This window comes from Leptospira hartskeerlii (assembly GCF_002811475.1).
In the GTDB taxonomy this organism is placed as follows: domain Bacteria; phylum Spirochaetota; class Leptospiria; order Leptospirales; family Leptospiraceae; genus Leptospira_B; species Leptospira_B hartskeerlii.
This window is the reverse complement of record NZ_NPDL01000001.1, coordinates 385,222-407,029: the sequence shown is the minus strand read 5'-3', so window position 1 is coordinate 407,029 and position 21,808 is coordinate 385,222. Positions and strand designations below refer to the sequence as shown.

Genomic DNA, 21,808 nt, shown 5'->3' with positions numbered 1-21,808 from the left:
TTCTAGGGCCTTTTTATTGAATATTCTCTCTTAATTATGGGATCAGTACGACTTGACCTCACCCTTTGGCGGAAAATTCTATCCGAACGAAGGCTATGAAGAAACAAATCAGCGACCGTTACGAACCTACCAGTGTAGAACCGAAATGGATCTCTCTCTGGGAGAAAGAGAAAAGTTTTGAGCCAAACCTCAAAGCAGAGCAATCTTTTACAATCGTTCTTCCTCCTCCTAATGTGACCGGAAGCCTTCATATCGGTCACGCACTTAATCATACTATCCAAGATATTCTGATCCGTATTGAACGTAAAAAGGGAAAATCCGCTCTTTGGGTTCCGGGCACTGACCATGCAGGGATTGCAACTCAAGTAGTTGTAGAAAGAGAACTCGCAAAAGAAGGCAAAAAGAGAACCGATTTCACCAGAGAAGAATTCGAAAAAAGAGTTTGGGAATGGAAGGAACACTCAGGTGGAATGATCCAGAACCAACAAAGGCTTTTAGGAGAATCCGTAGATTGGTCCCGTTCCAGATTCACTATGGACGAAGGATTGTCCAAAGCAGTATTTAAAGTTTTCAAAACATTATATGACGAAGGTTTAATATACAGAGGAGAAAGGATCATCAACTGGTGCCCTAAAACTCTGACTGCAATTTCCGATTTGGAAGTGGAACATAGAGAAGTAAAAGGTAAACTTTACCATCTACGTTATCCGATTGTTGGCCAACCAGGCAAATATGTGATCGTTGCGACGACAAGACCTGAGACTATGTTCGGGGACGTTGCAGTTGCAGCTCATCCTGACGATGATAGGTATAAATCTTTAAAAGGTGCGGAGTTGGAACTCCCACTAACTGACAGAAAGATACCACTCTTATTTGATTCTTTCGTAGATAAAGAATTTGGATCCGGTCTCGTCAAGATCACTCCTGCTCACGATCCGAACGACTTCGAAGCCGGCCAAAGATTAGGGCTTAAACCTTTATTAGTAATGAATCCTAATGCGACTCTGAATGAGAACACAGGAAAATATGCAGGATTAGAAAGATTCGTAGCTCGTAAAAAAGTAATTGATGATCTGCAAGCTTTAGGCCTGGTCGAAAAGATAGAAGAACATACTCATTCCATCGGTCATAACTCCAGAGGTGGAGAAATTATAGAACCTTACTTATCCACTCAATGGTTCTGTAAAATGAAACCATTGGCTGAACTTGCAATCCAAGCAGTTCAATCCGGAGAAACCGAATTTGTTCCGAAACTTTGGGAAAAAACTTTCTACGAATGGATGAACAATATTAGAGATTGGTGTATCTCTCGCCAATTATGGTGGGGACATCGTATCCCTGCTTATCATTGCAAAAATTGTAAACATATAGAAGTTTCCGAAACAAAGATAAACAACTGCCCTAAATGTAATTCCACAGAAGTAGAGCAAGACACTGACGTTTTAGATACTTGGTTCTCTTCTCAGCTTTGGCCATTCTCCACTTTAGGTTGGCCTGAGAATACTGAAGATCTTAAAAAATTCTATCCTACCTCCGTACTCGTAACCGGATTCGATATCATATTCTTCTGGGTGGCAAGAATGATCATGATGGGAAAGAAGTTCTTAGGTAAGGCTCCTTTCCAAAAAGTGATCATTCACGGACTCGTAAGAGATAAAGAAGGTAAAAAGTTTTCTAAGTCTATAGGAAACGTTATAGATCCTTTGGACATGATGAATAAGTACGGAACTGATTCTTTCCGTTTCTTCTTAGCAGCTACTTTACCCGAAGCAAAAGACGTTCTTTTTGACGAAAGCAGGTTAGACGGTTATCGCTCTTTCTGCAATAAGATCTGGAACTCCAGTCGTTTCATACTAATGAACTTGGACGCAGATTGGAAATTAGAAGATCTGGAATCAAAGTACAGTCCTAAATTAGAACCGATGGACAAATGGATCCTTCATAGGTTCAATGAAACTCTTGCGAATTACGAAAAAGCATATTCCAAATTTCTGTTTTTCGAAATGGCTTCTCAAATTTATGATTTTGTTTGGGGAGATTTCTGCGATTGGTATATCGAGTTAGTTAAGCCACGAATTTACGGAAAACTGGGAGAGGAATCCCAAGAGATCGCAAAGCAAGTACTTGCAAGTATTTTAATTAAAGCATTAGGACTTCTTCATCCTTTTATGCCGTTCTTAACCGAGGAAATTTACGAAGTATTTAGCGAAGGAGATTTTTTGATCCAAACTCCTTTCCCGACTTCTTATAATGTTTCCGCAGGCGATGAAGGCGTTCAAAAAACTATTATCCTACAAGATGTAGTAACCCAAATCCGTATTCAAAGAGCGGAGAACGGTGTTCCTCTGGATAAAAAATGCAAGGTGATCTTGAAATCTTCGGAATCACTTGTTGCTTCTGCAGTAAAAGATTTTGAATTCTCTATTTTACAATTAGCTCGTTTAGAAAGTATAGAAGTGAATGCTAATTATGCGGGAGAAAAAACGGACTCACTTGGTGCATTCCGTTTCGGAGAAGTTATTCTTCCTTTGGCAGGAATGATAGACTTCGAAAAAGAAAAAGCTCGTATAGATAAAGAATTACAGAAGCTGATCCAAGAAGAAGAAAAACTCGCCTCCAAACTAGGGAACGAGAACTTCATCGCAAAAGCGAATCCGGATGTGATCGAAAAAGAAAAAGAAAAACTCAAAACTGTCCGTGATAAAAAAGAAGTTCTCCAAAAAGGTTTGGAAAAGCTAGGTTAATTTTTCGGACGAAACCGCGGTGGAATATTATGTCTAAGATCCTTTTAATCGGCTCTGGAGGTCGGGAAAGCGCTATTGCGTATAAACTCCGTCAGTCGCCTAAACTCAGCCAATTGCATGTTTTTCCTGGTAATGGAGGATTTCCAGATTCTGAAATTTTGGCCCCAAATTCTTTCGATCTGAAGAACAAATCATCCGTCCAAAACTTCATTCAAAAAAATGAATATGATTTAGTAGTAGTCGGTCCGGAAGATCCGTTAGTAGACGGGATCGTAGACTGGTTGGCGGAGATAGGAGTTCCAGTTTTCGGACCTTCTGCTTATTGCGCCCAAATTGAAGGCTCTAAAGAATTTGCAAAATCCTTAATGATAGAAGCAGGAGTCCCAACTGCTAAGTATGCTTCTTTCGAAAATTATGAATCGGCATTTGCTTATGTTCAAAAAGAGGGAGCACCTATCGTAATCAAGGCTGATGGTCTTGCCGCAGGTAAAGGTGTGACCGTGTGTACCGAGTTTTCTCAAGCTGAACAAGCCTTAAAAGAGATCTTTTTAGATAATAAATTCGGAAAAAGTGGATCCAAAGTTGTTATAGAAGAGTTCATGGAAGGACAAGAAGCTTCTATCTTTGCGATCAGCGATGGAAATACTTATTTTACTCTTCCTGCAGCTCAAGATCATAAAAGAGCGTATGACGGAGACCAAGGTCCCAACACGGGCGGCATGGGCGCATACTGTCCGGCCCCAATCGTCACCAAAGAAACATTAGAAAAAGTGAATACTCTAGTTTTTCAACCTGTATTTGAGATCTTCCGCAAAAAAGAAAACCCTTACAAAGGCCTCTTATATGCCGGATTAATGATAGATACCAAAGGAAATCCAAGGGTTGTTGAGTTCAATTGTAGATTTGGTGACCCTGAGACACAATGTGTGTTACCCATGTTAGAAGGTGACTTGCTTGAAATTTTCCAAGCGTCTGCCAAAGGGGCACTCGACAATGTAAAAATAGGTTTGAGACCCGGAGCATCCACCGTAGTCGTTTTGGCCGCGGAAGGTTACCCCGATTCTTATGAAAAGAATATTCCTTTAAATTTACCTGAAACGAATAGCAAAGATCTAGTAGTTTTTCATGCGGGCACTTCAAAAAAGGATGGAAACTTAATCTCGACAGGTGGAAGAATTCTAGGAATCTCTTCCTACGGTAAGGACTTAAAAGAATCTGTGGATAAGGTTTATGCTTATCTAAGCGGTTTTAAAATTTCCAAAACTTTCTTCCGTAAAGATATCGCGAGTAAAGCTCTTTAATTTTATGCCATTTCTAGTTTCCGGAAATATCGATTTAGTCGAAAGGTCCAACCTTCGCAAATTAGAAAAACATTTAGGGATCATTTTATCTCCTCATCAATATCCCTTAGAGCAGTACAATCTAATTCGCGCTTCCTTAAAACAAAAACTGGATTCGGATACTCTGATCCGTTCCATGACGCGCAGAGAACTATTATCTTTTATTTATATACTCACTCAATTCGGTGACGTGGTCCAAAAGGAAACTCCTGACGAATATCTGGATGTGGAAAATGTTCCGGTCGTAATCGAATGGCAAGCCGGTCATTATATGATTCCCTACGAAGTTTTGGATTTTCTGGCACAATCCAGAGTTTTCCGAAATCAAAACTATCTATTCGCATTGATACCTGCACTTCCAAGTAAAGAGAAGAAGGCATGGTTAGAATGGATCGGCGCAGGTTACGGCAGGACCTTTCCGCGAGAGATCAATCACGAACTATATTTTCAATGCAGACATCTGCAAAAACCTTTCCAAGGCAAAAGTTTAGTCCAAGAGGAATCCATTCGATTGGAACAACTCTGGGCTCCAGGCAAAAATGAGACCGTGGATTGGTTCTATAAAGGGATCATGCCTTTTTATTCTTCCATGAAGGAACTACAACGTTCCGAAAGAGACCCATTCTTACTGCATGTTTTGGATCTGATCCGCTCCGGAAAACTTGTCCTAAAACGACTCCCGGAAGAATTTGGCAGAAAGGAAGAATACCAGCTCGTCTCCACAGTGGAAGGAAACACTCCTCAACTTAGAGATACAGTATTTAGCTGGGAAGAAGCCAGAGAAGAAAGCGAAGATTTCCTCTTTCGATAACTCTCCTCCTTTACAGGACGATCTCGGACTGCAATCCGCAAATTTGCAAATTAGATTAATATTATATATTTTATTGGACTGAAATGGAAGTTAAGAACGCCAAGGAACTGAAGCGCCTCTCTAAAGAACTTCAAGAGAATTTTTTAAATCGCTGGAAACTACTGAACCTGGATAAAGACCAGGATCAACTCAAATCTTATAATGATCGCATCGGGGAGCCTACTTTTTGGGATAACCCTGACCAAGCAAAATCGATCAGCCAAAAAAAGACGGAATTAGAAAGAAAGCTGGGGCCTTGGGTCAGTATAAGAAGAGATATATTAGATTTTCCTGATTTGGTAGAACTCACTTTCGACGAAAAAGGAGAAGAGGGAGTAGACGAACTCAGCTCGGAATACCAAAGACTAAAAACTGAATTCGAAAGATTGGAACTTTTAGGCGCTCTAAACGAACCGGAGGATATGAAGCCTGCATTCTTGAATATCCATCCAGGCGCAGGCGGAACGGAAAGCCAAGACTGGGCGGAGATGCTTTTCAGAATGTATCTGAAATACTTCGACAAAAAAGGATACCAATACAGCGTTGTAGACTTCCAAGAGGGAGACGGAGCCGGTATTAAGAACGCCACCATACACGTGATAGGTGACTTTGCTTACGGATTTATGAAATGCGAAAATGGTGTGCATCGTTTAGTGAGGATCTCTCCTTTCGACGCAAACAAACGTAGACATACTTCTTTCGTATCCGTTCACGTGAGTCCGGAGTTGGACGACGATATAGATATCAAGATAGAAGATAAAGACATCCGAGTAGATGTGTATCGTTCCTCTGGAGCGGGCGGCCAGCACGTTAACACTACTGACTCTGCTGTTCGTATCACTCATATTCCTAGCGGTATTGTAGTTGCTTGCCAGAACGAAAGATCCCAGATCAAAAACAGGGACACAGCTTTTAAAATGTTAAAAGCAAGACTTTATGAACTGGAACAAGAAAGATTAAAAGATGATCTGGAAAAAAAATCCGGAGAGAAAAAAGACATCTCTTGGGGAAGCCAGATCCGCTCTTACGTATTCCATCCTTATAATATGGTAAAAGATCATCGTACAGATCAAGAGACTGGAAACGTGCAAGCAGTCATGGACGGAGATATAGAGCCGTTCATTATGGCTTACTTAAAAACTCTTTAATGTTTTTCCTGAACTCCTTCTAAGAAGATAGTAACGATCGCATCAAATGCCATGGTATTAGAATAGGGACTTTGGAATAGGTAGGTGGGATTTAAGATCCCATCTACAGCGGCTAGTAAAATATCGATCGTCAGCTCAGGTGTTACATCTTTTCGAATTTGTCCTGCGTTTTGTCCTTCTCGTAGAAGGTCCGCTAAACTCAATATCCTTTGTTTACGGAACTCCCTCATAGTCACGAATAGATCCGGACGTACCATTTCTATATCTTTAGCAAACGTTTTGGACATCTTAGATCCAAGATCCGAAATGAAAAATAGGATCTCCTTTAAGCGATCTATAGGATCCTTGGTCTTATCTTGCAAAACCTTGTCGAACTTTGCTTGCACCTTGGATCTCATCAGCTCAAAAACGGAATCGATCAGCTTATCCTTGGTATCATAATATTTATATAATGTTCTTTTACTAATACCTATATGTTTTGCGATCTGATCCGTGTTTGTTTTTGCAAAACCGGAAGATAAAAAAAGAAGAAAAGTCCTTTCTAAAATTCTTTCTATCATCTTTCCGTCTTTCCATTGGAGATCATACCATCCACAAGTTTGATCTGCCTTTTGGCCGATTTAGCAAAATCAGGATCGTGAGTAACCATGATCACTGTGGTTCCTTCTGTTTTATTGATATCCTTGAAAATATCCATTACGATCTTTGCGTTCGCAGAATCCAAGGCCCCGGTCGGCTCGTCCGCAAAAAGATATCTTGGTCTCATCACCAGCGCTCTCGCAATGGAAACCCTTTGCATCTGTCCTCCGGAAAGTTTAGAAGGAATATGATCTAATTTATCCCCTAGATCGAATCGTTTTAAAAGGCGAATTGCATCTTCCCTTTTTTCTTTAAGTTTTCTCGCTTTTAAAGCGGGCATTAGAACATTCTCTAAAGCTGTAAACTCTGGAAGAAGATAATGAAATTGGAATACGAATCCCATATGAAGATTTCTAAAAGAATGCAGATCGGCTTGGGACAAGGAACTGATCTTTTTTCGGTCTATGCTGATTACACCTTCGGAAGGATCATCCAAACTGCTAATCAAATACAAAAGAGTACTTTTTCCAGAGCCTGATTTTCCTGTTAAAGAAACGAATTCATTCTCTTTGATCTCTAAGCTGATCCCTTTGATGACATCGGCAGGAGGTTTTCCAAAACTCTTTTTAACGTTTTCTAATATGATCCCCATTATTCCCCCCGAATGATCTCGATTGGAGAAAGTTTACTCGCCGATCTAGCCGGAAAAATACTCGCGATCAAAGTTGCAATAAACGCGAGTAAGAATGCTTGAAAATATATAGAAGGCGCAAATGAAACCATCATCATGCCTGATTTAGTTTGCATTAGAGGATTAGAAAAAGAAACATGTTCCAGCCTTCTGCAAATCAAGTTACCTAAACTCATTCCCAAAACTCCTCCGGCGATCCCTAAAATCAAACCTTGGATCAAGAATATTTTCAGAATGTCCCCTGCTTCGTATCCGATGGACCGAAGGATCGCTATCTCCCTTCTTTTTTGTCCGATTACAATGTTTAGAATATTATAAATTCCGAATCCTGCTACGAGGAGGATAGTCCCAACTAAAGCGTAACGGATTGCATCCTGCATTTTAAATAGGGAAATGAATGTGGCATTCACATCTTCCCAGCTTTGCACTTTTACATCTCCGGATTCGGCCCATTCTCTTGCCTTTAAAGTCGCCCTCGAAACATCTTTAAGACGAACCGCAATATCGCTAATCCGATTCGGAGTTTGGTTCAAATTTTGAACGTCTCCTAAATTCGCAAAAGCTGTGCTCTCATCGATTGCCTTATTCCCCATTTGGAAAGAAGCGGCTATTTTAAAGGGAATCGGTTCCGATTTTCCTGTGCTGATGTAAACAGTGTCAGAAATCCTGGCACCGAGCAAAAGCCTGAGTCCTTCTCCGATCACTAGTTTGTTACCACTTTCTTTAATTTCTAAAAAATCACCTTGGATAATATTCTCTTTGATCCTTGCCACTTTAGCTTGGAATTCAGGTTTTACACCGATGATCCTTCCTGCTTCTGCAATTTTTCCTCTTCTATATATTACTTTTATCTGAAGTTGTGGCGAACTTGCTTCCACCTCCGGATCGGACGCAACTTTCTTTTGCCATCCTGCCTGGTTCTCTATCTGCTCAGTATCCCTTCTACCAGAAGGAGGAACCGACCAAAAAGGAATTTCCTTGGAGCGAAAAAGTATCTGGTCCAGATCCTTCTCGCCTATAATCTTTACCTGGGAAGAAATCCGTATATGAGCGTCGTTATTCACGAGTTGGTCTATCAAATATTCCCTTAAACCTAACATGATCCCTGAGATGACTATATACGCCGTCGCACCAAAGATAATTCCCAATAAGGTTAGAATAGTTTGTTTTTTACGCGCAGACATCTGCCTAAGAGCGATAAACAACATTTACTTATCCTCCTGGACAAGTACCTTATCTCCTAAACTTACTTCTCCAGAAACGAGCTCGGCGTATTCCCCATTTGCAAGTCCTGTCTCAATCTCTCTAACAAGAACTTTACCATTTTCTAATACTTTAATTCTTCCGGACTTAATCCCTTTGATCGGGATTAATATTACATTTTCTTTACTCGAGGTTTCTATCGCTACATCGGCTGTCATACCAGGAAGGATCTCAGGAGGGATTCCAATAGGAGTGATATGAACTTGGAACTGTCCATCTGCAGGATATACAGACTTAACTTCTCCATCGAAGTTTTTATCACCCAATGCTTCGAATCGGATTCGGACCTTCTGGCCTTTTTTGACTTTTACTGCCCCCTTCTCTTCCAAAGATACAGTCAGGTATCTCTTTTTGAGATCCATCACCGTGACCACCGGAGTTTGGGGAACCACAGTTTCCTTTGTTTCGTAGGCAACGTTAGTCACCACTCCAGCAAAAGGAGATCTCATAATACCAAAACTGTCAAACTCCACGAGAGGAGTTCCTTCTTGGACCTGATCTCCTTCTTCCACATAAATTTTTCGAATGGCAGAAGGTATCGCAACCCTTAGATGATACACCTCCGAAGAGCTAACTGTCGCTAATCCATATACGGACTCAACAATCGAGCCCTGGATGATCTCGGAAGTGTCCGCGTCGGAATTCCTACTCCTCCAAATAAAAAGGATCAGAAGTAAGATTAAGGGAAGAATGCCCCAAACCAGAAGTTTAGATCTTTCTTTGATCTGATGGATCCAGCGATCGAATGGAAGAGAGATTTTCATAGTCTTGTCCTACTATCACTAGGACAGAATCAATTTAAAAAAGTAAACTATTTTATTGTATTTTAGTTTACATCAATAAGTGCCATATTGACAGTTACACATCTACTTAAAACAATCCCTTTATTATTGAACCGCGGTGTAGGAACTCCAACAACAAACGATCAAACTACACTCTACTCCGATTTATATTTACAACTCGGCATGGATTACTAACTATATCGAATCTCGAAATCAGAGGATCTATATGAATAAAACAGTGATTAAAGTTTTATATTGGGCAACAACAGGTCTAATCGCCGTTGGAAATTTATTCGGTGCTTATGCTTATACAAGCCAAAGCCCACAAGTTCTGGAAAACCTCGCTCATCTCGGCTATCCCGGATACTTAGCTTTAATTTTAGGACCTGCGAAAGGTCTAAGCGCACTTGCACTTCTTTATCCTAAATTTCCAAGACTGAAAGAATGGGCGTATGCTGGCATCACCTTTAACGTGTTAGGTGCTGGGCTCTCTCATCTTCTCGCAAAAGATCCGAACTTCGCAACTCCATTTATTTTCTTAGCGTTGGTTGCAGTCTCTTATATTACTTGGAGAAAGTTAGAAGCTGAAAAAGCTTAAATAACGATCTTTTTAGGGCTCTTTTGCTGAGAGCCCGGTCCGAGCGAAGCTAAGGACGCGGCCAAATCATTCTTAAAAAGAAACAATCGGCTCTCTTCTTCCGAATTGTTTGCCATATTCTTCCCAGAATTTCCCGTTTGGATTCCGAGGATTTTTTCGGTCTCTGAATTCCGGTTTTAATCCTAATAGAAAGTACATCGCGGTTTTTTCTTTGTTCTTTACTGGAAGTTTTCCGCGAGACTTGAATTGGAAATATTCGTCGGTTAAGTCTACAATGGATTGAGTTACGTTTACCCTGCCGGGTTCACTATTAGATTCCATTCGGCTCGCGAGATTGACTGTGTCTCCCCAGACGTCGTACGAAAATTTTCGTGCTCCGATTACTCCTGCAACCAAGGGACCCGAGTGGATTCCTATCCTTGCCTTCCAATTGGGGCCTTTCTTCAATTTGGACAATTCTTCTAAACGTTCGAGCATCTCTAATGCAGCGAGTAAGCTATCGACCGCGTGAGAAGATCTATACGAAGGGACTCCGGCAACACACATGTATGCATCCCCAATCGTTTTCAATTTTTCTAATCTATGCGTTTCAGTAACTGAATCGAAATGTCTAAAGCAAAAATCTAATTCTTTTACAAGATCGTTAGGCGTAAGTTTTTCCGCAATAGAAGTAAATCCGTAAAAGTCCGTAAACAGAACTGTGGCTTGAGTGATCAGCCTTGGTTCGGAACTGCCTGTTTTCTTAAGTTCTTCCGCGGTCTCTCGGGGAAGTATATTCAGTAAAAGTAATTCTGTTTTTGCTTTTTCTTCTTTGAGAGAACGGTCCGCTTCCCAGGCAGCTTGGGCCAATTCCTTTCCTATGAAGGAAAACCATGCGACCACAAGGATCAAACTGGTGAAATAGAAATAACTTCCGTATTTCGGATCCAAACTAAGTATAGGATCAAAAAAGTATGGTATGATATGCACGGAGACGAATAGAAGCGCAAGTGCAGCTTCCATCATATAGATATATTTCTTTTCTTCCGGAGGAAATATATAAAAAGGAAATGCAAAACTTGCAAGAATGTAAAGATCCAATCCTGCTTCTTGCGGCAAGATCCTTGAGATCATCAACAGTTGCATTGTTCCTACAACTGCAAGCAATAACCTCGCGGCCTTATGAGAACGTATAAAATTGAAGAATAGAACGAAGGCGTATCCGAATACGTTTACCGTCCAAAGCAAATACAGCCAAATCGGAAATACTAATCCAAAGGTAGTGAATACGATATAATAAACTAATGTAAATATAGCAGTGATTAATACCACTGCATTAGTAGCGACTATGTATCTTGCTCCAGGTGCGTCTTCTACTCCGATCGATAATAGTTTTTTCCAGATCTTTTCCGGGACCCGGCAATATTCGAACAAGGTTTTGAAAACGCTCATAGGCGACTATTTCATCGGGATTTTCGGAAGTTGGAAATACTTATTTTCCGATATTGCAAAATTCTAAAACATAGATCTATGAAGAAACTTCGACAGAGTTGCGGATATGATCCAGAACCCTGTAATGGATTTTATGTAAAATCCAATGGATCCCAACATTCCAATATGAAGTAGGACCGAATTTATTTAAGAACCAAGTCCTTCCGATCAAAAGTGTCTCATTCTTCCCTAATGAAACGAGCTGGAAACTTCCTTTTTTAGAAGCAAAATATCCGTCCAAATGTGTAGGTCTGATATTCTTATAAGGACTCAACTCTCTCATTGCGTCCGGCTGGCGAACCACGTCGAACTCCAATGAATTATTATCATCCCATTTGGTGATCTTTTCGACGAATACACCGTTATTAAACTCGCAGTAGCGAATGGCACCGATCCCTTTTCCTTCCACCCTTGCTCGAACCGGATAAGATACGCCTGCATTAAAAATTAGTTCTTTCGGTTCGGGTATATCAGAAAATTCGAATAAACCTTTCCAGACATTTTCTTTAGGGGCGGAAATTTTCAGACTGGTTTCAACCATATACCAATCGGATTCCTTGCCTAAATTCGCTTCTAGATAAGCAACGGAGGGAAGGATCAAAAAAAGAAATGGTAAAACGGAAGATACAAACCTAGATTTTGCCTGCAGAAGATATGCAATACCACCGCCTATAAATCCTAAAAAATAAGCGAGTGGCGCGGCCATTATGAGGCAGATAGCTCCCTCCATCGCGATTATAAAAGTTAAAAAGCCTGCAAGAGAAATAGAACTCGCCGAGATCAATAATGCCTGTTTAAAACCTACAAATTCCGTTCTGGAATATAAAGCTACGGAAGTGAACCCAATGATAAAAGGCCCACCTATGAACAAACTAGCACCATACGTCTTTAATATATCCGTTGAAAAAAGACTGAATAGAAGAGTGATACTTGCAGTGATCAGGATCGACCATATAGAAACGATCAGTTTAGATTTCGGAATAAATTCTGCGGAAGACTCCGATCCCGGAACATTGTACAAGTTTTCCGGGAGAACACATAACAGGAAGAACATGAGAAAGTTCAAAGCTGGTACGAAAAATAAAAATACCCAAAAAGAACTAAGACCTATGCTCCTCAGCCTTTTCAAACAGAGAATCGTTCCTAAATACAAAAAAGGAAGGGAGAATCCGATCAAGGTAAAATAGAAAACAAAATCCTCAGAAGAAGGATCCAAAGTGAACAACGCAGTTGGATTTTTTATATAATCAACCGCCCACCATTCTCTGTTAAATACGAAATAAGATAAGGATCTGTCTATTCCGTATTTGATAAAGAAAAGGATCGTCCCCGATATAAAAAAACTTTTACGATCTATCGGGACCGATACTTTTAAGATCTCTTTGAGTTGCGAAAATATTCTCATGGTTCAATCGAATCCGGGAGAATCCAAGGGAAATAGATATTTCGTTTGTCTTTCAACGATCGGTTCGTAAATTTCCATGGAGGCCTTTCCATTCATATCACAGCCTTTTTCTACACAAGACTTTGTAAGTTCAGGATAAACTTTAAAGATTCCAAGAAAGATAGAAACAAAACTTTTTACCGGGAAGTCTGCGGTTAGATATCTTTTCTTTTCGATGACCTTGTATTTTAAAGGTAAAGAAAATCCGGAAGGAATTTCGGTTATAGGCGCAGAAAACAAAGCACCAACTTCACATCTTAATTTTTCCTCGGGAACCATTTTCGGATTATCCTTATAGATCCCGAACAGTTTGTAATTTTTAAGTCCTTTCTCCGGAAATTCTTTTTGGATAGCTTCGAAAGTTTCTCCTACGTTTCTGTAACTTCCTAATCGATCATGTGAAAGAACATAAAATGGCCCTAAACTTTCTTCCTTTACATGAACGGTATCGAACGCGCCCAAATAATAAAAATAACCGATCCCTGAAACGAGGACGGCAAGAATAACGCCCAAGAAAATTTTCAACTTCATCTTAAACTCCGGAAGGGAATTCTAAACGAAGTATGATACCGATTGCAAGAAAGATTTTGAATGTATTCGGGTCGATATATATCAACCTACGAACCGACCAGAAAGGAAATTTATTGGACGCTGGGTTCTAAAAGACCGTATTTCTCTTTTACCTTTTTGATCTGGACTTCCATATCCTTCCAAAGCGTTTCTTTTTGAGGATGGAAAGTAGCGTATACGCCTTGTCTGATCAGATCCACGATCTCGTCCAAAGAGAAATCCAAAAATCTCCAAAGTTTAAAATATTCGTAAGTCAAGTTGACATTAAATATTTCAGGATCATCCGTATTGATACATAACGGAAGACCTTGGTCGTAATAATAACGAACAGGATGGTTCTGTTCTTTACGCACATATTTTCCGGTAAACACATTAGACGTCACACAAATCTCAATTGGAATTTTGTTTTCTCTTAGATAATTTACAAGTTCAGGATCTTGGATGGCGGAAGTTCCGTGACCGATACGTTCCGCCTTACAAAGTTCTACAGCTTCCCAAATTGCCCAAGGACCGTCGTCTTCTCCAGAGTGAGCAACCGTTCTGAGTCCTGCTTCTTTAGCTTTTTTGAATACTTCTGCGTAGTCCCTGGCTGGTCCCATAAGTTCCGCTCCACCCAAACCGATGCCGATGACTTCCTTATGTTTGAGTTTTAGAACTCTGTTTAAGTTGTTCATCGCGTTTTCAGGACCGAAAGATCTAGAAACGTCTACGAGAAGTCGGATCTCAATGCCATCCTTCTCCTTCTCTTCTCGAATACCTTCCACAAGTTGGCTTACCATTTCGTCGAAGTCCAAACCGTTTTGGATAAATTTAGAAGGAGCGAAGAATACTTCGGTGTAAAGGATCCTGTTTGCTCTCATATATTCCGCGAGACTTCCCACAAAATAATAAAGGTCAGCAGGTTCTTTCACCAAACTTTGGATAAAGAAGAATACTTGGATAAAACCGTTTAGGTCCTTAAAATTAAACTTAGCTTCGAACTCTTCGTCGCTGAGTTGGATCGAGTTTTTCGCCATGAGTTTTTTCATGGTGTCTTTATTGACGCAAGCTTCCAAATGAAGATGGATCTCCGTCTTAGGCAATTCTCTAATTAAATTGATAACGTCCTGGTCTTGTAACTTTTTGGAAGAAAGATCCGCAGGTTCCAAAAATGCGGAAGCAGTTCTCTGCCCGGAATCATAAGCGTCCGTGTCTCCCAAAAGCCAACGAGGTGGATCTGAAATTTCCAAATCCAAAAGTCGGATCCTTTCGTTCAGTAGATTATTGATCTGCTTGTCGAAAGAAATTTGAAGAGAAGAAGAATAAGGCCGATCTGCAGGGAGTCTGCTCTTCAGACGGTTCAATTCGGAGACATCCCGGTCTAAGATCCGGATTCTTTCCAAAATTTCTGAGAAGGTCACGCCCACGGGAGCAGGGTAAGTAAAACCCCGTCGGATTTCAATTCGGAAAAAGATTCTGAAGGTTTTCCCCTTATCTTTTCCGAAAATCTTCCGATCCTAAAAGAAGCGCCGGAGGATTTTGTCTCATGATCACAGCAAGAAAAACGTTTTTACCTTTCGCACTCCCCTCGATTTCCGAAAAGGCAATCGAAGAAGTAGCGGCGGTACTTCGCTCCGGCTGGATCACCTCAGGACCAAAAGTAAAAGAATTCGAAGAAGAATTTGCAAAATACACAGGAGCCGAATTTGCCCTGGCCATGAATTCCGCAACCGCAGGACTTCATCTTGCTTTGGAATCCATCGGGCTTTGTTCCGAAGACGCGGTTCTTGTTCCTGCAGTAACATTTACCGCAACCGCAGAGACAGTTTGTTATTTTGGCGCAGAGCCTATCCTGACTGACGTGGATCCAATCTACAATCTCATGACTGAGGCAACCTTAAAGGAAACCATTGAAAAAGAATGTGTGTTTTCCAAAGGGAATCTGGTCCATAAAAAGACAGGAAAGACAGTGCGTGCAGTGATGCCGGTACATCTTGCAGGAGCAGTCTGCGATATGGATTCAATCAATTCACTCGCAAAAGAATATCATCTTTATGTAATTGAAGATTCTGCGCATGCCTTCCCGGCAGTTCACAAGGGGGAAAGGATCGGGACCCACGGAGATTTTACCGTCTTCAGTTTTTACGCAACTAAAGGGATCACTACCGGAGAAGGCGGAATGGTTACTACTCGTCATGCTCACTTCGCAGAAAGAATGAAGCTGATGAGACTTCATGGGATCAATAGAGAGACTTACGGACGCCCTGGCTGGTATTACGAAGTAGTTTCTCCAGGGTATAAATATAATATGAGCGATATTGCTGCGGCGCTTGGAATTGTACAGCTTGCAGAAGCGGAAGATCTTTGGAGAAGAAGGATCCAAATCGCTGAAATCTATCGCTCCGAATTTGCAGGTCTACCTTTTTTACATCTTCCTCTGCCTGCAATTGACGGAGAACATTCTTGGCATTTATTCAGAGTAGAAGTGGATACAGTTCCAGGAAAGATTAACAGAGACATCCTATGTTCTGAATTACAAAAACGCAATATAGGTTCCAGCCTTCATTTTATTCCTCTATACGAACATCCTTTCTACCAAAGATTCGGGTTTGAGAGAAATGATTATCCGAACGCAGACGCAATGTATAAGAGAACTCTTTCTCTTCCTCTATTCGCAGGAATGACTGACGGCGACATTGAAGACGTTGTCACTGCCGTGAAAGATATTTTCACGAACCTGTAAAAATCAAGTTTAAGTTAGAATTCGCCGGAATCAATATTCCGGCGTTGATCTAGTTAATAAATTGGTTTTGCCTAAGTTTTCAAAACTAGTGGCAAAACTCAATGCCTACAATTTTAAAAATATTCGGATATCGTTTTCATTTCTATTCGAATGAAGGATTTCGAAATCATGAAATTCGAGAAATCGAAAACCTTATATTCGAATATAGAGAGCGATTTTTAGAGGCTTATAATGAGTTCCACGGCTAGTAATAATCTAATTACAAATGTGCCTGCGATCAAGGTCTGGGTAGAAAATCGCATGATCTATTTAGAGTTGAGCGATGGTAGAATTTTAGGATTTCCTGCAGACAGGTTTAAATTGCTAAAGGCCGCTTCTAATTCACAACTCCAAGAAGTTAGATTAGAATTAAAAGGATATGCCCTTCGTTGGGAAAACTTGGACGAAGACCTGACCGTCCAAGGAATACTAGAGGGAAAATTTCAACTTCCCTTAAAAACTTCTACTTAAAGAAAATATAAAATAGAAACACCTTTACAAAGAGGACTAAAAACCCATCTTCCAGGTCGGAAGCTTCTTCTGCTTTTTCGAAAGAAGAAAGTGCAATGATCCATTCTTCTACTTCTTCTGCAATGTCAGAATCATCAAAGGCGGAAAGATCTATCTTCTTATAACCTGCTTTCGGGATCTGTACTCCGCACACCAAACATAGATCTGAAATAATGTCCAAGGATTCTTCTCTGACCAGTTCGGAAAATTCTCCCATTTCCTTTGTTTCCATCAGAACGGATTGTCCGAGCTCCAACACATCTTCCATCACGGACTCGGAACCTTCTTCATCCGCTAAATCTCTCCAAGAACGTAAGGCTTCCAGAAGAAGGTCCGCAAGTTCCAAAACTTTTTCGGAAGCTTCTTTTTTGTCCTCTTCTGGCAAATTCTCAGGAAGGCCTTGTAACCAGGAAGTTTGGACTGCTTGGATGGCGCCTTCTCCACTGCTTAAATATCTGAGCAAAAGATAAACGAGAGCCCAGACATTCTCTTTATGTTGTTTTTCGGAGTAAAACTTTTGGATAGATTTGAATTCTTTCAGGGCGAATGCCATACTTCTCCTAAATTTTTCCGGGAAGTCGCTTAGACAAGCAGAATGTAAAGAATATCATTTTGCATTTTGTCAGAGGATCTGGAATACTGAGTCTATGCATCGTTTTCTTTTAGGACTGATCCAATTAAACAGTGGATCCGATGTGGATTTAAATCTGCAAAAATGTGAGAACTTCATCCGTGAGGCTGCCTCCGAAGGTGCAAAGCTCGTCGGCCTTCCCGAGAATTTTCCTTTTTTAGGATCCGAGAAGGAGAAGTTAGAAAGAGCGGAAGAGATCGCTTCCAAAACCGTAAATCTTCTCTCAGATATATCAAAAAAATTGAATATAACTATCCTTGCCGGAGGATTTCCAAGACCTGCGTCAAACGGAAAAGTTTTTAATACTTCTATTATCTTCGGACCGGATGGAAAAGAAAAATTCGAATACCATAAGATCCATTTATTCGACACAGATCCGGGAGACGGGATAGAATATAGAGAATCAAGAACTGTAGAATCTGGCCACGTCGTTCCTGAAACATACAAAAGTCCGGAGCTTGGAAATATTTCCTCTGTGATCTGTTATGATCTGCGATTTCCAGAATTGTTTAGAGAGATCGTGAAAAAGGACGCGGAGATGATCTTCGTTCCTTCTGCATTTACTAAGATCACGGGACAGGCTCATTGGGAAATTTTGTTAAGAGCAAGGGCGATCGAAAATCAATGTTTTATATTCGCACCCGCTCAAACCGGAGTCCATATGAAAGGGAGAGAAACCTATGGACATTCTCTAGTAGTAGATCCTTGGGGAACCATTTTAGGAGATGCAGGAGAAGGAGAAAAATTACTCTTAACTGAGATAGATCTGGAAGAAGTCCGGAAGGTCCGCAAAAAAATACCCGCCTTAAAACATAGGAAAATACATTCTTAAAAGAAAGAATAGATTAAATTTTGTCTAAAGATCTATTCTATCCACTTAGGATATAATCCCAAACGATCTATAACTTCTCCGTCATGAGCGGGAACAACCTCAAGGTTTGGATACACCTTTAAAAGACAATGTACTCTGTATATCTCCCGTCCGACTAACTCCTGGTCTCTATCCACAATGGATCTAAGCAGCCTGGTCCGATGAGATGGAATTTCGAAACCTTCTTTTGCCCAAGTGATATCTCCCGTAAAAAAGAATCTTTTTCCGGACGGCAAATTCAGGAACATTCCAATATCCCCGGCTGTATGGCCTTCCATAGGAACGAAAACCACGGATCCATCTCCGAACCAATCCAAACTTTTGGAATAGTTTTCATACGGTTTAGAAGAAAAACCGAGATCTTTCCATATTATGTTTTCTGAATCTAATTGTTTAGGTAAGTAACCCTTCTTCACCCCGAACTCTTGCAGATGTTTTCTTCCTTCTTCAGTGGACCAGATCCTTGCTCCGGGAAAATCTTCTACCCCACCCGCGTGGTCCCAATGCAAATGAGAAAGAACGATGTCTCGAACCTTCTCCGGATCTATCCCATTCGCCTTTAACTGAGAGACCAAAGGATTCGGATTCTGATAAGCAACCATAGGCTTTACGTAAAACCTATGGTCCTTGTATTGTTCTTGGATCTGTGTTCCAAGACCTGAATCAAACAAAAAGGTTCCCTTAGGGTGTTCCACAAATACTACGCTATGATAGATCTGCTTTCTGTGAAATAGCGGCCCACCCTCGAATATGAATGCGGAAGATGCCTTCTTCTCCCCAGTTTTAAAGATCGTAAATTTTAGTTTAGCTAATCCGGACGGATTTTCCAATCTGGGATCTTTGGATAAATTTTCCAAACCCGGAACTTCTGAAACTGCTAATTTAGGAATTCCTAATGCAGTACAAAATACTAAAAGTAATGCGGCGAGTATCGCCAAAAATGTGATTTTAAGTTTCATAATTATTTCTCCGAAACGAGAAGTTTCGCTGTTTTAGAAGCGGATCGTATTGCGTTTGTATTTCGGCTTGTCCTGGAAATTAGAATGGCTCCTTCCAATAAGGAAAGAATTCCTACCGCGAGTTCGGAAGCCTTACTCTCCTCAAATCCGTTCTTCCGGAAAAACGAATCCAATATGGAGATCCAATCTTGGAAAACAGCAGCGCATGTTGAATTAACCAAAGAAGGTTCCGAGGCGGTCTCGGAAGCAGTGGTCATGATCGGGCAACCCTTGGAAAAACCGGAGGATACTAGCCTATATTCCAAGGCGGAAAATATCCTTTGGATCCCGGATGGAACGGATTTAGCGGAATCCAAAACCGCCTTCAGTTCCTTGGCCAATTCGTTGCCAGATACCAAGAGAGCTAAGGAAGCCAATTCTTCCTTACCGCCAGGAAAATGGAAATAGATCGATCCTTTGGGGGCTTTTGCATCTTCTACGATATCGTTTAACCCTGTTCCTGCATACCCCCCGATTTCCAGACGTTCCGCCATGGCACGAACCATCTTTTCCTTAGCGATTTCTCCCTTCTGACCCATAGGATCTTTAGATCACATAATAATAGACCGGTCAACATATTTTTTGAATCTTAAAGACATATTTAAAGGAGAAGGATAGAGTCACAATCCCTTCTCCCCTCAAACAAAGGTGATGATTTAGGATTTTCCTTCTAAAATTCCGGCCATATGTTCCCGGACTTCTACGATCAATTCTTCTTTGAGTTTTTGTCTGATCGCGTTGATCTTCTCTTCGAATTTCAGTTTTTCGCCTATCTGGCGGTATTGGATATCTCCCAACTCTCTAAAAACATCGGTAAGTATGTTTCCCTTAAATCCCAAGAAGAAAGTCAATCTTCTATACCAAGGAAACGTATGAGAGAGACAATTATAACCTACGTTTCGAAAATCTTCCGCAGCAGACTCGTCGGAGAGCAAAGGAAGAAGTTTGTCTTTATTTTTGAATAACATCAATAGGAAACTCAGACTAGTCATATTGTAAAACGCGAATCTTTCGGATAATTCGTGGAGCATATTTTTGACCAAAACCTTATCCCAAGGGCAGATGAACAATTCTGGACCATCCGGACCATAATATATGCAACTCAATAAACTGGAGTCATGTTGGACGGACTTAATAACTTCCGAATCAAATGGCAAGTCCCTTCCGATTGACAAAGACATATAACGTGCCATAGCACCTTTTCCGCTCAGCACTACTTTCTTGAGCCCATTCTCTACGCTCTTTTCCCTGGCTCCCTTTAGAAACATGTCGCTTTCCAATGATTTTTGAGTAATTACCCTGGATAAACGAAAGAAGTCGGAGTAAGCGCCTTTGTTTCTGGAAAGTTGGGTCAACTTGGCAAATTCTTCCGAGTAAATGGATTTTCGGATCAATAAAGGATCATTATTCAATAAACCGGATTCGTCGGAAAGAATGGTTTCTCGGATTGAGATCAATTGTTCCGCTAATTTAGGATTTTCAGTAACTAGTTTAGGGATTACTTTTTTTTCGTATAATTCGGATACCTGAGTAAATAATGTATCAGCGTCCTGATCCGGAACATGAATATAACCGCAAGTAGAAGTTCTGGTAAGTATCTCTTCTTCCTGAATAAAGGAATGGATCAGCTTATAACAATCATCTATCATATCCTTATGCATTAAGTTTTTATGATATATTTTTCCCAATAATTCCTTGGCCTTATCGGTATAAGCGTATTTGAAATGTGGAGTGTTTCCATCCGCCAAAGAATACAATACTTCGTTTAAAACGATCTCTCTATCGTTTTGGGATGAGATCTCGAAATTTCGGATCGTCCCAGCAGACTTTCGAGCGATTTGAAAGAATATATCCCTAACAGTTTCCGGACTTCCCTTTTTGGAGGATTTGGCTCCTAAAACATGAAGTAGTATCTCCAACTCTCCTGTGTTTTTTTTGGCATAGATCCGCGGAACGACCAATAATAAACCTTTGGAAATTAATTCCGTTAGTTCCTCCACAAACTTGTAATCCAATTCCGTGGTTGCAGGATATACCGGGATCTTGCCTGAATTTAAACCTTCACTATTTGTGCTCTCTGCTGCTATTAACAAAAGCCTTTCCATTTCAGGGCTGAAATAAGGTCTTTCATCGTTTGGATAAGAGTCTTTGGATTTGATCTGTAAATATGTTGGCCTGAAAGAGGCAAATTTTCCGAACTCGTTTGTTTGTTGGTTTTGTTGATCAGGTGTCGTCATCGTTTCCATTTGAAGGTCCCGAAAAGAAATCAATAAATTTCTTCCTAAATTAAGAAGACGAAAATAATTTATGGATTATTCGGAATTTTAAGATAATATAATAAATTAAAATTCCTTTATGTTAAGTAAAATTTTATAAGCATTCCAAAATTAATTCTAATACCTTAGTTTTTACGAAAAAATATGTCTTATTATGTTTTTTGAATAAATACAGTATACTTACATAAATAGAAAATATAGAGACCGTTCGTTTTAAAACGCTCTGATAGCGACTTGTTGGAATTCCCACAAAATGCCGGTAAGAATCTGCTTGCTATACAT

Annotated in this window: 20 protein-coding genes; 8 read left to right on the top strand and 12 right to left on the bottom strand. The window is 40.4% G+C overall.

Annotated elements, in window-relative coordinates; translation table 11 throughout:
- Positions 1-95: 95 nt before the first annotated feature.
- From CH352_RS01870 to prfB, 4 genes are all read left to right on the top strand, one after another.
- Entirely contained in the window at positions 96-2,744 is a 2,649-nt protein-coding gene (locus CH352_RS01870) for a valine--tRNA ligase (protein ID WP_100706426.1), read from the top strand.
- A gap of 29 nt (positions 2,745-2,773) precedes the next feature.
- Positions 2,774-4,045 (top strand): phosphoribosylamine--glycine ligase, encoded by a 1,272-nt coding sequence (gene purD / locus CH352_RS01865; RefSeq protein ID WP_100706427.1) that lies wholly within the window; start codon positions 2,774-2,776, stop codon positions 4,043-4,045.
- Positions 4,046-4,049: 4 nt separating this feature from the next.
- Entirely contained in the window at positions 4,050-4,895 is an 846-nt protein-coding gene (locus CH352_RS01860; RefSeq protein WP_100706428.1) for a hypothetical protein, read from the top strand.
- A gap of 83 nt (positions 4,896-4,978) precedes the next feature.
- The gene (prfB, locus tag CH352_RS01855) at positions 4,979-6,082 is read left to right on the top strand and encodes a peptide chain release factor 2 (protein ID WP_100706429.1); all 1,104 of its coding nucleotides are present in this window, start codon (positions 4,979-4,981) and stop codon (positions 6,080-6,082) included.
- Here the strand turns inward: prfB and CH352_RS01850 are convergent.
- From CH352_RS01850 to CH352_RS01835, 4 genes are read right to left on the bottom strand one after another with little or no spacing between them, the layout of a single operon-like run.
- Positions 6,079-6,642, bottom strand: a complete 564-nt coding sequence (locus CH352_RS01850; RefSeq protein ID WP_100706430.1) for a TetR/AcrR family transcriptional regulator — start codon at positions 6,640-6,642, stop codon at positions 6,079-6,081. The two genes, prfB and CH352_RS01850, sit on opposite strands and share 4 nt — an antisense overlap.
- Entirely contained in the window at positions 6,639-7,313 is a 675-nt protein-coding gene (locus CH352_RS01845) for an ABC transporter ATP-binding protein (protein WP_100706431.1), read from the bottom strand. Before CH352_RS01845 ends, CH352_RS01850 begins: the two co-directional genes overlap by 4 nt.
- Entirely contained in the window at positions 7,313-8,560 is a 1,248-nt protein-coding gene (locus CH352_RS01840) for an ABC transporter permease (RefSeq protein WP_100706432.1), read from the bottom strand. Before CH352_RS01840 ends, CH352_RS01845 begins: the two co-directional genes overlap by 1 nt.
- Positions 8,561-9,379, bottom strand: coding sequence for an efflux RND transporter periplasmic adaptor subunit (locus tag CH352_RS01835; RefSeq protein ID WP_100706433.1), 819 nt, complete (start codon positions 9,377-9,379; stop codon positions 8,561-8,563).
- A 244-nt stretch (positions 9,380-9,623) separates the two neighbouring features.
- Between CH352_RS01835 and CH352_RS01830 the strand changes: the two genes are divergently transcribed.
- On the top strand, positions 9,624-9,995 hold the full coding sequence (locus CH352_RS01830; RefSeq protein WP_100706434.1) for a DoxX family protein: 372 nt from the start codon (positions 9,624-9,626) through the stop codon (positions 9,993-9,995).
- Positions 9,996-10,067: 72 nt separating this feature from the next.
- Here the strand turns inward: CH352_RS01830 and CH352_RS01825 are convergent, their stop codons facing one another.
- From CH352_RS01825 to add, 4 genes are all read right to left on the bottom strand, one after another.
- A complete protein-coding gene (locus CH352_RS01825; RefSeq protein ID WP_100706435.1) occupies positions 10,068-11,426 on the bottom strand; it encodes an adenylate/guanylate cyclase domain-containing protein in 1,359 nt (452 codons plus the stop codon).
- Between the two features lie 76 nt (positions 11,427-11,502).
- The gene (locus tag CH352_RS01820; RefSeq protein ID WP_100706436.1) at positions 11,503-12,870 is read right to left on the bottom strand and encodes a hypothetical protein; all 1,368 of its coding nucleotides are present in this window, start codon (positions 12,868-12,870) and stop codon (positions 11,503-11,505) included.
- A gap of 3 nt (positions 12,871-12,873) precedes the next feature.
- Positions 12,874-13,434, bottom strand: a complete 561-nt coding sequence (locus tag CH352_RS01815) for a GyrI-like domain-containing protein (RefSeq protein WP_165780172.1) — start codon at positions 13,432-13,434, stop codon at positions 12,874-12,876.
- A 116-nt stretch (positions 13,435-13,550) separates the two neighbouring features.
- Positions 13,551-14,885 carry an adenosine deaminase gene (gene add, locus CH352_RS01810; RefSeq protein ID WP_100706438.1) on the bottom strand — a complete coding sequence of 445 codons (1,335 nt, stop codon included), beginning with the start codon at positions 14,883-14,885 and terminating at the stop codon, positions 13,551-13,553.
- A gap of 119 nt (positions 14,886-15,004) precedes the next feature.
- Here add and CH352_RS01805 point away from each other — a divergent pair, with 119 nt between their 5' ends.
- Both CH352_RS01805 and CH352_RS01800 read left to right on the top strand, forming a co-directional pair.
- The gene (locus CH352_RS01805) at positions 15,005-16,201 is read left to right on the top strand and encodes a DegT/DnrJ/EryC1/StrS family aminotransferase (protein ID WP_100706439.1); all 1,197 of its coding nucleotides are present in this window, start codon (positions 15,005-15,007) and stop codon (positions 16,199-16,201) included.
- 231 nt (positions 16,202-16,432) lie between these two features.
- On the top strand, positions 16,433-16,711 hold the full coding sequence (locus CH352_RS01800) for a DUF2442 domain-containing protein (RefSeq protein ID WP_100706440.1): 279 nt from the start codon (positions 16,433-16,435) through the stop codon (positions 16,709-16,711).
- On the opposite strand, the gene CH352_RS01795 is transcribed toward CH352_RS01800, so the two are convergent.
- Complete coding sequence (locus CH352_RS01795; protein WP_100706441.1) at positions 16,704-17,303, bottom strand: hypothetical protein; 600 nt, start codon at positions 17,301-17,303, stop codon at positions 16,704-16,706. The genes CH352_RS01800 and CH352_RS01795 overlap by 8 nt on opposite strands.
- Positions 17,304-17,397: 94 nt before the next feature.
- Between CH352_RS01795 and CH352_RS01790 the strand changes: the two genes are divergently transcribed.
- Positions 17,398-18,213, top strand: a complete 816-nt coding sequence (locus tag CH352_RS01790; RefSeq protein WP_100706442.1) for a carbon-nitrogen hydrolase family protein — start codon at positions 17,398-17,400, stop codon at positions 18,211-18,213.
- A gap of 32 nt (positions 18,214-18,245) precedes the next feature.
- Here the strand turns inward: CH352_RS01790 and CH352_RS01785 are convergent, their stop codons facing one another.
- The 3 genes from CH352_RS01785 to CH352_RS01775 all read right to left on the bottom strand — a co-directional run bounded on the left by CH352_RS01785 (position 18,246) and on the right by CH352_RS01775 (position 21,496).
- Positions 18,246-19,211: an MBL fold metallo-hydrolase gene (locus CH352_RS01785; protein WP_100706443.1), complete on the bottom strand. Its 966-nt coding sequence runs from the start codon at positions 19,209-19,211 to the stop codon at positions 18,246-18,248.
- A 2-nt stretch (positions 19,212-19,213) separates the two neighbouring features.
- Positions 19,214-19,744, bottom strand: a complete 531-nt coding sequence (locus tag CH352_RS01780; protein WP_243396282.1) for a TetR/AcrR family transcriptional regulator — start codon at positions 19,742-19,744, stop codon at positions 19,214-19,216.
- A gap of 162 nt (positions 19,745-19,906) precedes the next feature.
- Complete coding sequence (locus CH352_RS01775; protein ID WP_207766667.1) at positions 19,907-21,496, bottom strand: exonuclease; 1,590 nt, start codon at positions 21,494-21,496, stop codon at positions 19,907-19,909.
- Positions 21,497-21,808: the final 312 nt, after the last annotated feature.